The 16,201-nt window shown below is 42.2% G+C and carries 11 protein-coding genes; 4 read left to right on the top strand and 7 right to left on the bottom strand.

Annotated features, from left to right (window positions below; translation table 11 throughout):
* Positions 1–91: 91 nt before the first annotated feature.
* Both SHAL_RS10985 and SHAL_RS10980 read right to left on the bottom strand, forming a co-directional pair.
* Positions 92–1,177: a ferredoxin--NADP reductase gene (locus SHAL_RS10985; protein WP_012277191.1), complete on the bottom strand. Its 1,086-nt coding sequence runs from the start codon at positions 1,175–1,177 to the stop codon at positions 92–94.
* Between the two features lie 40 nt (positions 1,178–1,217).
* On the bottom strand, positions 1,218–2,441 hold the full coding sequence (locus SHAL_RS10980; protein WP_012277190.1) for an acyl-CoA dehydrogenase family protein: 1,224 nt from the start codon (positions 2,439–2,441) through the stop codon (positions 1,218–1,220).
* A gap of 390 nt (positions 2,442–2,831) precedes the next feature.
* Here SHAL_RS10980 and SHAL_RS10975 point away from each other — a divergent pair, with 390 nt between their 5' ends.
* On the top strand, positions 2,832–3,851 hold the full coding sequence (locus SHAL_RS10975; RefSeq protein ID WP_012277189.1) for a WD40/YVTN/BNR-like repeat-containing protein: 1,020 nt from the start codon (positions 2,832–2,834) through the stop codon (positions 3,849–3,851).
* A 22-nt stretch (positions 3,852–3,873) separates the two neighbouring features.
* A complete protein-coding gene (locus SHAL_RS10970) occupies positions 3,874–6,312 on the top strand; it encodes an efflux RND transporter permease subunit (protein WP_012277188.1) in 2,439 nt (812 codons plus the stop codon).
* Positions 6,313–6,690: 378 nt separating this feature from the next.
* Here the strand turns inward: SHAL_RS10970 and SHAL_RS10965 are convergent, their stop codons facing one another.
* From SHAL_RS10965 to SHAL_RS10945, 5 genes are all read right to left on the bottom strand, one after another.
* A complete protein-coding gene (locus tag SHAL_RS10965; RefSeq protein ID WP_012277187.1) occupies positions 6,691–8,331 on the bottom strand; it encodes a FadD3 family acyl-CoA ligase in 1,641 nt (546 codons plus the stop codon).
* 4 nt (positions 8,332–8,335) lie between these two features.
* Complete coding sequence (locus SHAL_RS10960) at positions 8,336–8,539, bottom strand: hypothetical protein (RefSeq protein WP_041415972.1); 204 nt, start codon at positions 8,537–8,539, stop codon at positions 8,336–8,338.
* On the bottom strand, positions 8,517–10,286 hold the full coding sequence (locus SHAL_RS10955) for an FAD-binding protein (RefSeq protein ID WP_012277186.1): 1,770 nt from the start codon (positions 10,284–10,286) through the stop codon (positions 8,517–8,519). The genes SHAL_RS10960 and SHAL_RS10955 overlap by 23 nt, the downstream gene beginning before the upstream one ends.
* A 266-nt stretch (positions 10,287–10,552) precedes the next feature.
* Positions 10,553–12,253 carry a class I adenylate-forming enzyme family protein gene (locus SHAL_RS10950; RefSeq protein ID WP_012277185.1) on the bottom strand — a complete coding sequence of 567 codons (1,701 nt, stop codon included), beginning with the start codon at positions 12,251–12,253 and terminating at the stop codon, positions 10,553–10,555.
* 44 nt (positions 12,254–12,297) lie between these two features.
* Entirely contained in the window at positions 12,298–13,401 is a 1,104-nt protein-coding gene (locus tag SHAL_RS10945) for an MBL fold metallo-hydrolase (protein WP_012277184.1), read from the bottom strand.
* A gap of 175 nt (positions 13,402–13,576) precedes the next feature.
* Between SHAL_RS10945 and SHAL_RS10940 the strand changes: the two genes are divergently transcribed.
* Together SHAL_RS10940 and SHAL_RS10935 are read left to right on the top strand one after the other, a co-directional pair.
* The gene (locus SHAL_RS10940) at positions 13,577–14,962 is read left to right on the top strand and encodes a spinster family MFS transporter (RefSeq protein WP_012277183.1); all 1,386 of its coding nucleotides are present in this window, start codon (positions 13,577–13,579) and stop codon (positions 14,960–14,962) included.
* Positions 14,963–15,039: 77 nt separating this feature from the next.
* Positions 15,040–16,134 carry an aromatic ring-hydroxylating dioxygenase subunit alpha gene (locus tag SHAL_RS10935; protein WP_012277182.1) on the top strand — a complete coding sequence of 365 codons (1,095 nt, stop codon included), beginning with the start codon at positions 15,040–15,042 and terminating at the stop codon, positions 16,132–16,134.
* The last annotated feature ends 67 nt before the right edge of the window (positions 16,135–16,201 follow it).

Raw genomic sequence — 16,201 nt, 5'->3', positions numbered from 1 at the left:
CCGCCTTTACTAAGCGATTTTTGTTTAACTTGATAAAAGTGCATTAGCGCAAATTAACGGGCGATTTTACAACAACGCCCGTTAATTTGTGTTAGGTGTAACAAATTCTGATGTGTTCCGACAATGGGACCGCCTGACAACTCAGGGTTAAAGATTGCTTTAAATCACGCTCGCTCAGTACATCATTAATACGTAATTTTACGTTTCCTTCTTTTACTTCACACATGCAAGAGGCGCACATCCCTTCCCTACATGAATGTGGAAGTGACAAACCTGCTTTTTCTGCCGCCTCAAGTAAAGTATCGGTTTTGCTCCAGTTGACAGAATGTGATTGTCCATCTAGCTCAATAATCGCTCGGGCATCTATTCGCTGGTCTAACTCAGGTGATAAATGCTCATCTTCAGTGGCTGCAATACTTTGCTCGTCTATCAATTCGTCTGTTTTAACAATTTTTTCATTGGGTAACGAAATAAAGCGTTCTATGTAAATTTTATCTGCTGACATATCAATTGACTCGAGTGCTTTTTCCATCGAATCCATGAAAGGCCCAGGACCACATATAAACGCACCAGCAAAGTTTAATAAACCAGAGAATGGCTGGGCTAATCGCGCAAGTAAGTACGGATTTGGGATCCCTGATACTGAATCGATTAAGTGTATAACTTCAAGGCGATTTGGATATTCACAGGTTAATGCCTTCAGTTGTTCCTTGAAAATAACTGATTTTTCATCACGATTAGCATAAATCAAACGAATATTGCCTTCGCCTTGCGCTAATGCTGTTTGCAATATTGAAAATACCGGAGTAATGCCACTGCCGCCAGCACAAAGCAGCATATCTCCCTTAACGGATTTAGGGACAAAAATCCCAGCCGGTTGCATTACTTCTATCTTATCTCCGACCTTTACCTCATCCATTACCCAGCTTGATACTAAGCCATTTGGAACACGCTTAATGGTCACTTTTAATGAAGAGTCTTTTGGCGTATTCGATAATGAATAGCAGCGTAATAAATACTCGCCGTTTTTAGGGATCCTAAAAGTAAGGAATTGCCCTGCCTTATATGCAAACTTTTGACGTAAACTCTCAGGTAAATCAAACACCAAAGAACGTGAATCTTCAGTTTCTTCGATGATATGACTCACAGTCAAATGGTGATAACGAGATGAAGACATGGCAACTCCTTTCCAGCAAATGGGTTATCTAATAAGGCGACTAAATAAATGGGTCAAGGTTTGGTAGTCCAAGCATGACCGAACCATGTGCACGCATGTAGGCATCACCATTATTCGCGATATGTCCGCGGGCCTGATGAATATCTCTAAATATCCGTTCGATAGGATTAGATCTATATAAACCAGAAGCTGCGCAAGCTTTAAGTAAATCATCAACATGTTCACCACACAATTTCGGCACTGATGCAGCTTGAGCTCGTTGTAATAAACGTTCTTCAACATCCATTACTTGGTTGGATTTTACGCAGTCAACTATTCGCTGATAATTTCTTAACATGACTAACTTAAGCTGATCGCTTGTCATCATTGCTGCTGTGACAGCAAATTGTGCATTAGGATCCTCTGCAGTTTTACTACCGTGCTTACCTACATGCATAGAGGCTCTTTGCTTAAATTCATTAATCGCGCCGTCTAGCGCACCGATACAAGCTGTTGAAACCGCACGTTGAAAGACCTGTGTAAACGGGATTTTGTACAACCAACCATTATTGAGCTCTCTACCTGGACAGCCAGCATCACTATGGTTGTTAGTACGCTGGGTACGATGAGCGGGAACAAATACATTATCAACAACGATATCATGACTCCCCGTTCCTCTAAGGCCATGGACATCCCAGTTCTTGTCAATGGTAAAATCTGACTTAGGTAACAGAAAAGTCGTATGTTCAAGCCCTTCACTGCCATCTTCCTTAGGCAATAACGCCCCGAGGAAAATCCATTCACAATGCTCACAACCACTTGAGAACCCCCAGCGTCCTGAGAACATATAACCGCCCTCTACAGGCACCGCTTTACCTACAGGCATATATGTTGACGCGATTAAGGTCGAGTCGTCTTTTTGCCAAACATCCTGTTGAGCTTGCTCAGGAAACAAAGGCAGTTGCCAATTGTGAACACTAATAACCCCATATATCCATGCAGTTGACATACAACCCTGAGCCAAAATCATTTGAATTCGGTAAAACACACGAGGATCGAGTTCAGCTCCGCCCCATCTTTTTGGTTGTAATACTCTAAATAGGCCTGCAGCAGCTATTTCTTTGACTGATTCTTCAGAAACCTTACCATCAAGCTCTGTTTGTTTAGCACGCTCAGCAAGTTTTGGCACTAAAGCAGTGGCAAGCTCGATTAATGCTTGAGCGTCTACGGTCATGTAGTCTTCTTGTTCCAAATCGGCCGCTATCACTTCACTATGGTTACTCATCAATATTCACTCCCCAATTATCGATAAAATTTGTTCATTTAGTGTTTTGCAAACAAAACATCACACTGCACTGTTGTTGAGGGTTCCATACCCGCCTGAAACACTCATCGTTAATTCGGACTAAAACAATAAAGAGCGATAAAACTCCTATTTAGCTCCTAGCTCATTTGGACGATGAGACTCTAAGTCAACTGGTAATAATGAGCCTACAAGCAATATGTATCCCCCCCTAGACATGGTAAGAATTTAGGGCGATAAAACTGTTGCAACAAGCTGTTTAATAACAACATTGTCAGGCAGCGCCAAAATATACGTCTTTAAGGTTAACTTGATTTAAATAACAGCAGTTTATTAACTGACTGCTTTAGGGAAGTTCCTATCGGGAGAGTTATGCATATATTTTTTACTATCTCTATTTCACTCATTGTCGCTACAGCAGGTTTAATTGCTTTTTCAGCAAGAGAATCTGCACCTCTATCAGCTAACGACATTCCTGTCACTAACATGAACATCACGAATATAGAAGTCACTTCGGCAGGGCTTGTCGCAAGTGGAGAACTAGGTTCGCTTTTATTGTCTACCGATGAAGGCAAAACATGGCAGCCTACTAACGTGACCAAGCAGCGGCATGCACTTATCACGAGGATGGTTTTTGATTCACCAGATACTGGTCTTGCAATAGGACATGAAGGTTGGATATTAAAAACCACCGATGGCGGCTTGTCTTGGCGAGAGGTCGCATTCGATAAAACGATGAGTGATCCCCTGTTTAACATTGCTAAATTAGATTCAGGCCAATGGCTTACGGTGGGAGCTTTTGGCAAGTCTATGGTGTCATATGATGATGGGGAAAGTTGGCAAAAAATATCTGCTCCAGAAGGAACCGATTGGCATCTAAATGGCTTAATGAGCGACGATAACAAACAAAATTGGTTAATGGTTGGCGAAGCCGGAACCGTACTGCGCTCAAACGACTACGGCGAAAATTGGCATTCTTTACCAACTTTTTACGATGGTTCTTTGTATGGAGGTCTGCACTTAGGCGGAAGTAAATGGCTGGTATATGGTATGAGAGGCAATATATTTCGCACGGTAGACAATGGCAATAATTGGCATAAAGTCGATTTTCCTTACCCTATTTCTCTATTTACTCATTTAACACTATCGTCCGGAGAACTACTTCTTGCTGGCCAAGGTGGCATTGTTTTATCTAGTGTTGATCAAGGTGAGACATTTAGCATATTCCGCAGCGGAGGACGTCTATCTGTAACTGATATGGCGGTTTTACCTTCCGGCAATATCATTTTAGCTAGTGACTCAGGCATTTTTTATCACTCTTTAAAACAACAAAAAACGGCTAAAACAGAAACCAGAAAAATCGTAAAACCAAATACTAATTCGAATACATAACCGGCACCCCTTGGAGTTTTCTATGTCGCAACCTCAATCAATTCCCACTCAACCAAGGCAGAAAGATATTAGTTTAGTTAAACGTTTTGTAGACTTTACCGCCAATCAGCTGATCCTTAAAAGGAAACCTTTAGGGCTATTGTTTCTATTAATCACATTATTGTTAAGTTACTCAGCCCTCGATACACGCTTTGATCCCGGATTTACCAAACTGGTTCCTATTCAGCATCCGTATATGCAGGCTTTTTTAAAGCATTCAAATACATTTACCGGAAGTAACCGCATCATGGTTAGCATGACTTGGACCGGTGAAGGTGATATTTATAACGCTGAATTTCTTGCTCGCTTAAGAAAAGTCCATGATGAAGTTATATTTACGCCAGGGATCAATAGAACAACAGTAAGATCCTTGTTCGCTCCTGAAGTCCGGTATATGGAAGTCACTGAATTCGGTTTTATGGGAGATGTCGTTATCCCCTCTCGTTTTACCGCTGATGAGGCTGGACTTAATTGGGTACGCACTAATGTGACTAAATCTGGTCAAGTGGGAAATCTCGTTTCTAATGATTTGAAATCAGCGATGGTTCAAGCAGATTTAATGGAAATGGATCCTGAAACGGGTTTAGCCACCGATTACGCGCAGGTAGCTGCACACTTAGAACAAATTCGCAGTGAGTTGGCCGGAGCTGGAATTGAGATCCAGATCATCGGTTTTGCTAAGGTGATGGGCGATGTGATGGACGGTTTATCAACTGTGCTGTTGTTTTTTGTCATCGCATTTTTTATCACTTTGCTGCTACTTTGGCATTATACTTTATCAATAAAGCTCACCTTATTAGCAATCGCTGTTGCGTTGCTGCCTGTTGTTTGGTTACTCGGTATATTACCTTTACTCGGTTACGGCATCGACCCTATGTCGGTTCTGGTACCATTTCTCATTTTTTCAATCGGTGTTTCCCATGCTGTACAGATGACTAATGTGTGGAAACAAGACGTACTTGATGGCAATAGTTCGCCCGAGGCGGCGGTGAATGCTATTCGAAAATTGGCTATACCAGGAACTGTTGCCTTACTGGCAAATGCCCTTGGCTTCATGGTCATCATGGTTATTGATATCCCCATGGTACAAGAGCTTGGTATGACAGCCTGTTTAGGCGTGGCATTGATGATCATTACCAACAAAATGTTCATGCCTGTAATATTATCTTATCTCACACTCGAGAAAATGGCGCTCCGCAAAAACGATGAAGTAATTGATAAACAAAAACAGATTTGGTGGAAAGTCTCCGCTTTAGCGACACCTAAGCCTGCTATAGCATCTGTTACTGTAATGATGATTTTATTAGCCTTAGGGACCTGGCAGTCTCGCTCGTTACTCACTGGCGATATTGGCAGTGGCGTACCAGAACTCAGAGAAGACTCCCAATACAATCTAGATAATGCACAAATCATCAAGGATTACTCTATTGGTATGGACGTATTGTCTGTGTACTTAGAGACTTATAATCGAGAAGAGTCTTGCCTCGACTGGGAAATTATGAACGCCATAGACCGTTTTGATTTGCATATGAGAGGAGTCGATGGTGTACGCTCTGTTAAGACAACAGCAGGTTTAGCTAAGCTTTATGTTTCAGGCAACAATGAGGGTAATCCTTTATGGCGAACGCTACAGCGAGACTCTAATGCACTACTAGCCGGTGCCAGTGCTGCCAACCCTTTGCACGCACTTAACGATAATGGCTGTAAAACCATTAACATGCAGGTTTATTTAGCTGATCACCAAGATGCGACATTAAAGCATGTCGTTAACGAGATTAGGAGTTTTACCGACCAACAACAACTAAATAACGCGGAATTTAGACTATTAGGCGGTAATGCTGGTGTGGCATCAGCTACCAATGAAGCCGTTGAAAAGGCAGAAGTACAGATGCTAATCTCTATCTTTAGCGCTATTAGTTTGCTTTGCTGGATAACGTTTAGATCTGCTCGAGGTGTTCTATGTGTGATCCTGCCACTAATGCTGGTTTGTATTCTTTGTAATGCATTAATGGCATTGCTTGGAATTGGTCTGAAGGTATCAACGTTACCCGTAATAGCCTTAGGTATAGGCGTGGGTGTTGATTACGGGATCTATATTTATGAAAAGATGCAGCACGCACTTTATCAAGGCCATGATCTACGAAATTCATTCTACCAAGCAATGAAAAGCCGTGGAACAGCCGCAGTATTTACTGCTGTTACAATGTCGATAGGTGTAGGAACTTGGGCATTTTCAGCTCTAAAATTCCAGGCTGACATGGGGATTTTACTCGCGTTTATGTTTTTAGTTAACGTATTTGGAGCAATCTTTTTATTGCCTGCTCTTGCCTGTTTACTTGGTGTTAAGCCAGCTAAAATCTCGCAAAGCGATATCTCAGAGTCATCAGTTAACGACAATAACCTAAAGCCAGTTAAACTTTAACTCATACAGGAAAAGTGAAAAGCTTGTATTCACTTTTCCTTCATTCCCTTATCCTTCACTACTAAGCTCTCATTGAAGCTCTCACTGTAGTTTAATCCATAAATAATTCTCGAATGACCGATCAGAAATGTATTGGCTTCGAACAAATCAGGGTAACAACACCATTAAATTATCCTAAGTGATTTGTTGTTAAAAGATAGAATGGATTCACTCGTTATATCGACTGTGGATAAGTGGTTATTCTAGTGGTGTGCATACAGTAAAGGTATGCATAGTCAGCTTGGACTAACGCTCACCTTTACCCACAAAAAAGCCGTCTTAAAAGTATATAGACGGCTAATAGTGCTTATTTTACGCAGTGTTGCGTATTTGATGGTTCTAGGCGCTAAATGTTTCTGCCAACTCAGCTTTCAACACTTTATTAGAAGCATTGACTGGCATTGACTCGACAAAGCGAATGTGTCGAGGAACCTTATAGTTTGCCATTCGTGAACGGGACCATTGTATGAGCTCTTCTTCATTGAGCACACTGCCAGGCTTTCGTATTACGTAGGCACACCCGACCTCCCCCATTCGCTCACATGGTACACCAATCACAGCGCTCAAGCTGATACTATCGTGCTCAGCAAGTACAGCTTCTATCTCAGCGGGATAGCAATTAAAGCCACCCACAATGAACATGTCTTTTAAACGACCTGTAATCGTCACATTACCACGCTCATCAAGCATTCCAATATCACCAGTGTGTAACCAATCATCACCATCTATGGTCGCAGTAGTTGCGGCTTCGTCTTGGAAGTAACCTTGCATGACATGAAAACCTTTAAGACAGATTTCCCCTTGAACCCCATTTCCTAAAAACTGACCATCATTTGATTGAATCGAAATTTGTGTACCTTTAATGGCACTGCCGCTGGTTTTAGCTATGGTCTCGACATCCTCATCTGGTCTACAGATAGTTGCCAGCCCACCACATTCTGTTAAACCGTAGGCAGTGGTAACGATTTTAAATCCTAATTCACTACGCATACGTTCAATCAAAATTGGTGGGATCGTCGCAGCTCCAGTAACAGCGACTCGTAGGCTTGATAGATCAGTCGTGCTCAGTTTAGGATGAGAAAGCATTGATAAATATAAAGTGGGAGGCCCAGGAAGTACTGTCACTTTATCTGTTTCTATCCGAGCAATAACTTCATTAGCATCAAAAACCTTATGGGGTAAAATTGTCGCTCCAGCAATTAAACAGGTAAGCCAACCGGCTTTATACCCAAAAGCATGAAAAAAAGGATTAACGACAAGATAACGATCGCCCTTTTCTAACCCTAAGATCTCTACAAACTGGGTGAATGCCAGTAAACAGCTACGATGACTGCTCATAACACCTTTCGGTTTGCCTGTCGTCCCAGAAGTGAACATCAGATCGGCAATATCGTCCGGCTTAACAGCATTAGCCCGCTCAAGCGCAACTTCATCTTTCAGGCTATTTCCCATAGCCAAAAATTGTTGCCACGTTTGGTTCACAATAAGCGGTATCGTGTCGTTAGCTGTACGCTCGGTAACAACCACTTGTCTTTCTACATTGTTAGGCAATACATCTGCCAACGCAGCAGGATAATCCAGCCCCAAAAAATCTCCCATAATAAACAGAATCTTAGTACCACTACGCTCTAAGATATCGGCAGCTTCTATGGGCTTCATGCGCGTATTTAAAGGAACCAGTATTGCTCCAGCCATTTGTAAACCTAAAGCCGCGATAACCCAATTTGCGCAGTTTGGTAGCCAAATAGCAACGCGATCGCCAGGTTTTACTCCTGAGTTAATGAGGCTTTTACAAACTGCTAATGCCCGTGTTGATAGTTCAGTGTAACTAATATTTTCGCCGTCATCTTCTATCGCGATATTATCGTTGTACACATGTCCAGCATGCAGTACCAATTGAGGAATGGTTAACACTGCAGCGTTTGAAATCGATTTATCAAAAATAGAATTCGTTTGGTTCGTGTTACTTTTAAATATCATCGTGTTACCTATCTTCATTACAAGCATTTAAGTTTTTAACGTCTTGTACTTGTTGATCTAGTAAAAGATGATCTTTTACATCCTCTTTTGGCCAAGTACGCAAACCTTCAATCAACGCATCACAGCTATATAAACAAGATGCTTCGTCGGAATGACAAAATAACAGAGACGTAAATGCTTCAATGTTAGAGAATAGTCTGATTGCCATTAGCTCTGCCCTTTGCAATATGATTTGCTGCGATATATCCAAATGTCATCGCAGGTCCCAACGTAGCCCCAGCTCCAGGATAACTGCGGCCCATTACCGATGCTGAACAGTTGCCAATGGCATATAACCCAGCAATAGGAGTATTCGTATCACTTAATACCTGTGCATGTTCGTTAGTCAGTAAACCGCCTTTTGTACCGATATCACCAGCTTCAATTCTCATTGCATAGAATGGACCTTTAGCAACAGGTGCTATGCAAGGGTTAGGTTTAACATTGGTGTCACCATAATAACGGTCAAAAACATTACCTCCTCGGCCGAAGTCTTCATCAACACCCGTTTTTGCAAATCTATTAATTCGCTCTACGGTTTGTGAAAGTCCTTCAGGATCTATTTGGATCTGTTTGGCCAGATCATTAAGGTTTTCAGCCTTCCAATAGAGTGTGTTTAACCACCCCTTAGGCAATCTACTATCTGGCTGGATTTGCGCAGGCATAAACGGGCCCATGGCATAATTAAAACGAAAGTTAGCATCGAAAATTACCCAGGCAGGTAATGATTTACCGCCAGTAGCTGCATTGTTGCGGTACATAGCGTCACCGAACTCAAGGTACGGAGCGGCCTCATTAACAAAACGCTTGCCAAGTCCATCGACAACGATTGCACCGGGAAAAGCACGTTCAGCAAAAATGCCTCTCGCTTTATCTTCTTTAGGTACATTCACTGTTGGGGACCACCAGCACCAATCCATAATGTCAGTTTTTGCGCCAGCGCGAATGCCGGCCTCTAGTGCAGCACCAGTATTATGACCAGGGGGCGTTGCACTCCACTTAACATTTGACGGTTCAGGTAAATACTTTTCTCTAAGCTTCTGATTTTGCTCAAAACCGCCACTAGCAAAAATCACGCCTAGAGCGGAATTAATTATTTGTTTTTCACCTTCGCGGACAACTTCAATCCCCGAAACCTTCTCATTATTTAATACAATATCGGTAAAGTCGGTATTGAGCCAAAGCGGAATATTACGGTCGGTCATTGACTGCCTAAGTGAGGCCACTAGTGAACTGCCTAAAGCCGCTCGTCTATCGCGCTTTGTTTTACGTCGTTGACTAAAATCTAATTTATATCTGAGCATTAGCTTTAACAGTAAAAAGCGCCAACCTCTTTCTCTTGCCATCGCTTTATGCGCATCTCGTGCCGTCCAAGCTATTTTGCCCATTAACAGAGTAGATGCAGATGCTTTCAATTGGTTATCGACTTCACTACCCATACATTTTGTATCAAATATTTCAGGATCCAGTGTTCGCCCGCCAGGCAAAGCCCCTTCTAAATGTGGATAGTAATCAGGATATTTTTCTGCAACGGCGTAGCGCACTCGGCTATTATTTTCCAAATAGCGGATCATTTCAGGAGCTTGAGTCAAATAAGCGTGCAGTCTTGGCTCTGACACTGTGTTCTCTGTCGATGCTTTTAGGTAATCAAAAGCTAACTGGTAGCTATCTTCACCACCTTTAGCCTTAAAATGATCGTTATTGGGGATCCAAATCCCCCCGCCAGAGAGTGCCGATGTTCCCCCATAATGGGCTGACTTTTCGACAACCAATACCGACAAGCCATGGTCAGCAGCAACTATTGATGACGCCATAGCCCCTGCGCCAGAACCAACAATTACAACATCATAATTTGATTGATTAATTGACGACTTCTTGGTCTCTCTTATTTGTTTATTTAAAGAACTGAATGTCATTTGCAATCTCGCTATTGTGAACTCATGAATACCATTACTTCCGGCTAAAAATCGTAACGGAAGAAGTATCAGCGGGTTAAGAAACCACTAAAGAAAATTGGTAGTTTGTGAGTTCATCATGTAGGTTTACAAATTAAGAATCATCGTCAATCTGGACTAGCAGGAACATGCTCTAGAGAAGTGTTAATAACAACTAATAAACAATGACTTAACTATTAAAAAGCAACGTCAAAATCATTAGTTGACGCTGCCTTATTGCTCATGTTTTATTGATTGGCGCTATAGGCGGCCTTTAGTTGATTGTGCTGTAACTTACCCGCTGGATTGCGTGGTAGATCATCATCAATAATATGAATGGTACTTGGCACCTTGTAACTGGCAAGTTGCCCTGCAACGTGCAACTTTAGCGCCTCTTCATCGGTTGAGTGCCCATTTTTAAGGGAGATAACGGCCACAACACTTTCGCCCACCATTTCATCAGCAACTCCAAATACCGCAGCCTCTTTAACTGCATTATGTAGCATCAAGCTAGACTCAACCTCTACAGAGGCAATATTTTCACCATTTCTGATAATGACATTTTTGAGTCTATCGACAATAAATAAGAATCCATTATGGTCTAAATAACCAATATCTCCAGTATGCAACCAGCCGTTACGAATGGCTTCTTGTGTACCCGCATGATTATTCAGATACTCACGCATTACAGTAACTGACTGAATACAAATTTCGCCGATTTCCCCTTCTGAAAGCTCATCACCTATAGGATCACAAACTTTAATCTTAACTAATGGCGATAACATACCTGAACTTTTAGGGCTAACTCTAAACAACTCTCCTGATGAAGAAGAGCCGACACCATTAGATTCTGTCATACCAAAACCGCTACCAACCATATGGTTTGGCATTTCCTTTAATACAAGCTCGACTAATACTTCTGGTAAACCGGAGCCGCCGAAACCGAGTCCAGCCATATTATCAAGAATAGAAGTTGATAAAAATCCAGGCTCCCTAAGTAACTGCATAACCATCGAAGGAGCACCATTAAACTGTGTAATATTGTGCTGCTTGATCATTTTTACTGCTTCAGTGGGATCCCAACGATGCATCATTACCATTCCACGACCGCTACGAAGCGCGGTAAGCAATTGCGCATGTAAACCACTTACATGGAATAAAGGTACTGCGGTCAATAACATAGGAGGTTTTGCATTTGCCATTATTCTCGCTACAATTTTTGGCGACGTCATCGCCGATATTGCAGAGATATAATCAATATTATATAGCGCTTGGCAAACTGCTCTTTGGGTCGAGATAACAGCTTTAGCGTTACTTGATGCTCCAGAGGTAAATAGGATCAACGCCGTATCTTCTGGCAAAATATTCAGACGAGGTAAAGAAGTTTTGGTATTGGCTTCTACTATGGCGTCTTCATAATGGCTCACTTCTGCTGTAATTTTATCGTTATCATCTACAACCAACACTTTAAATATATTGTTGCTTACCTGAGTATCTAGCTTATTCCAACGAGCCTTGTCACATACCAAGATCTTTGGCATGACCTCATCAATTGCTGACCATAACTCTTTTGGCTGCCCCAGACTATTTAACGGTACAGGTACTGCACCAAGCTTTGCAATGGCTGCAAATGATACTGCCCATTCAGGACGATTACGTAGCGCAATAGCCACCCGAGTCCCTTGAACGACTCCTTGTTCATGGAACCAAATGGCAAGCGCATCTACTTCAGAATAAAACCGGCGATAGCTGTAAACATCATCTTGATAAACAAGGAAAGTACTTTCATCATCACGTCGCGATGCTTCTATGACTTCAGACAGATCCTTAGGTGCGTTAAGGTAAACTGGTACACTTATTTCACCTTGATCAAGTTGTACTAATTCAAAAGGGGCTCCTACGGCTGTCAGTTGTGCTTTTACCTCTTGCGCATGATCCATAATATCCATAACTTTCTCCTGTTATCCTTTTCTCGTTAACTATAATCCCTAAGCTATTTCAGCTTATTGTTATATATAAATTTATCGCTTTTATTGCAAAGGGTTCTCGTTAACTCTTCTACGTTTATTAACCAGTTTAAGTGAGCAAGAGTTTCCCCCAGCGCCATTAATTTTTCGATTGGCTGCATAGGTCGTTTAAATAACACTTCTAATGCATCCAATGCGGTAAAATCAATATAACTAACGCTTAACTCACGTAACACATCAAGCTGGTTTTTATGATGTTGTTCCAATTGCTTTGATCTAATGTGTAAGTTACCAAAAACAGGGCCGTGTGCTGGTAATACCAATGATTCACTATCTAATGACTCAAGCCGCTTTAACGACTTAAACCATTGAGCTAACGGATTGCCTTCCGGTTCAATACTACTAACTAAAATATTTGAGCTGATTTCAGGGAGAACTTGGTCACCTGAAATTAATAGTGCAGGCTCGTCTTCCATTGCTTCACTATATAAACAAGCATGTTCAGGACTATGGCCTTCACCGATCCAAACCTGCCACTTTCGCTGTCCAATCGTAAAAACATCTCCCTCCCTTAGGCGGAAAAAATGTGGCGGGTAATGAGTTATATAGGGATCCTTCTTACAAGCTTCAAAAACCTTTTCAGCATACCCAGCTGAGAATCCAGACCTTGTATAAAACCGCTTGTCTTGTTCATTGCCGCTACATTCATGAGTAGCTGCAACACCTCTCAACATATAGTACTCACCGTGAGTCATATACAAAGGCACATCAAAATACTCAGTTAGCCAACTCGACAAACCTGAGTGGTCATAATGAAAATGGGTACAAATCACGCCTTTAACAGGTTTAGCGGTGAGGTAGTTTTCTGCAAGCGCTATCCACAATGCTTTATTTTCTTCAGTGTTTAAGCCTGTATCGACTAAATACCAACCATCAGTATCTTCAAGAATGTATACATTTATATGGTCGAGTCCCATTGGCATTGATAACCGCGCCCACAGTACGCCTTTAGCCACATAAACAACCTTGGCATCACACAATGGAGGCGTAAAAGGATAACTAAGAGCTTGGCGATCCTTTAATTTCTGTGCTCTATGGTCATTAAGTGATTGATTCTTAGTTACGTCCATTGCCCCTCCCACCTGAATTAAAAGTTACATGATTAAGCACCATGATAAAGCCAGCTATTAATGACACAAATATAAGAATCTATTACACGACTAAACAACACGTCCATAAGGACGATGTTTAGATTTTTACCTAGGTTACCTTTTAGCTACTGCGATATTAATTTTGGAGCAAATTATGGGGCCGACTTCACCTTCAGTGACATGGCGTACACATAGCACACTTGTTTTGCTAGCACTGGTTTACGTCTTCTCTTTTATTGATAGGAATGTCATTGCCATTGTTTTGGAGCCAATAAAACAAGAGTTTGGCATTTCAGATACCTTAATGGGTTTCCTTAGTGGGCTCGCATTTGCCATTTTATATGCAGGATTAAGTCTACCTCTCAGTCGGTTAGCCGATAGAGGTGGAAATAGACGCAATATTGTCGCCGTATGTTGTGGGCTTTGGAGTATTGCGACAATGGCCTGCGGTATGGCGCAGCACTTCTGGCAATTATTGCTTGCCAGAATGACTGTTGCTGTCGGTGAGGCTGGCGGTATCGCGCCATCGATATCGATGGTGTCAGATCTCTATCCTCCCCATCGTCGCTCCTTGGCTATTAGCGTACTAATGATTGGTCCTCATCTTGGGTTATTAGCAGCCATGGTTGCGGGTGGCTGGATAGCACAAGAATATGGATGGCGCTCAGTTTTCTTATTCTTTGGCGCTCCCGGAATTTTACTAGCCTTGCTGTTATTTTGTTTTACTAAAGATCCTGGCCATGGTGTTTACGATAAGTATACAGCGTCCAAAAATAAAAAAGTTAAGCAAGAATCCTTCTTCAAGCAGCTAAATGGAATTATGAAAGTTAAAGGCTTCATTTGGATCGCAATGGGTTGTGCACTAGCTGGTATGGCTGGATATGGTTACGGCATATGGGTACCTACGTTTATGGTTCGTAACTACGATATGTCCCTCGCTCATGCCGGAATAAGCTTTGGATTAGCCGGTGGTATTTTTGCTGCTATAGGGACCATATTTAGTGGTTTATTTTGTGATAAATTGTCAAAGCGAGATTCACGCTGGCAAATTGGACTACCCATTATTGGCATTTTAATCAGTTTACCAATGGGCGTTGCATTCATGCTGTGGCCAGCTGATGCCTTTTGGATGATAGGCGAAATAAAAATTCCTCATGCCATCGTCTTTGCTGCGTTATTTAGTTTCTTCAATTGCTGGTGGCCAAGTTTATCTTATGCCGCAATCAGTCATTTAATGACCAGTAGCCAACGTGCAACAGGCGCTGCATCGCTAAACCTATTCTTAACCCTTTTCGGAGCAGGCCTCGGCCCTCTGCTGACAGGCACATTAAGTGACGTGTTTGGGGCAACATTCGCAGGTGAAGGACTAAAGTACGCTTTGGTCGCGACTATGATGTTACTCCTCGTTTCAGCATGGTTTTACTATAAAGGCCTCTCCCCTTACCAAACTCGAATGAAACAATTGGATAACGATGAAGTTGAAGCTGTAGAAAACGCAGTGCCGCCTACTACCATCAACGATCCGCTACCGAGTTCATAGATAATTAAAACGATAATGGCACCAGTACACTTAAGTATTAGTGCTGAAACCAATATTATAAAAACAAGGAGTTACGCATGGCAACAGCACAGGAATACCGTTTAGGAGAATTCGACTTCCCTAGAGGCTGGTTTATGATAGCCACCGCCGAGGACATTAATACCCATAAGCCTTTAGCCGTTAGATTTTTTGGGCGAGATTTTGCTCTATACCGTGGTCAAGCAACTGGCAGAGTTGTACTACTCGATGCGTACTGCCCTCATATGAAAACGCATTTGGCAGCAGAAAATAATACTTCTTATGTGATCATTGACGGTGGCGGAACTAATATCGACGGTGACGGGATCCGTTGTCCTTATCATGCATGGCGCTTTGGGCCTGATGGGCAATGTGATGATATTCCTTACCATGACGGCCCTATCCCTAAAAGTGCTTGTGTAAAGTCATGGCCCGTAACAGAAAGCTTGGGAGCTATTTGGGTTTGGCATGATCCAGAAGGCGCTGATCCAGAGTGGGATCATCCCTCTTTGCCGCAATGGAACGATGACTCTTGGGTAAACTGGCAATTTGATGACCTTGGTATACTTGAGCAACATCCACAAGAAGTTATTGATAACATATGTGATTATGGACATCTTAGCCCTATTCACGGTTCAACAGTACAACGTTATGAGAATGAGTTTAAAGGCCATCAAGCCATTCAACGACAATGTGGGCCCCACCGTACCCTAGTCAGTGATGATGGCGGAAGCCCCATTCTACATACCGATACTTGTTACCACGGACCGGGGGTTCTCATATCTAAGATGACAGGGTTTTATGATGCAATCCTGATGATCACGCATACACCAGTAGAAGACGGTTCAGTGAGAGTTTGGCACGCGTTATTAGTGAAGTCACCTAATGGTCACGAAGTTGTTACTGTTGAAGATAGCATCGCGGCCCGCCAATTTCAGCAAGCAAGTCGTCTCGCCTTTGAGCAGGATTTCGAAGTCTGGACCAATAAAGCGCCTTGTTTAAATGGGCTCTTTATCCCTAGTGACGGACCATTTATGAAAGCTCGTATCTGGTATAAGCAGTTTTACAATCCTAAAGCACGCAGAGCTGAGTTTTTGGATAAATGTGAGGGTGTTTATGTGCCCAAAGGGACTGAACCTTACACAATATCTTAAGATACGGCTACTGTGTAATCTTGTGTGAATAATGTACTAACCTAAAAATGGCAGCCAGTAGCTGCCA

The organism is Shewanella halifaxensis HAW-EB4, from assembly GCF_000019185.1.
Classification (GTDB): Bacteria; Pseudomonadota; Gammaproteobacteria; order Enterobacterales; family Shewanellaceae; genus Shewanella; species Shewanella halifaxensis.
This window is presented reverse-complemented; position numbering and strand designations above follow the sequence as displayed.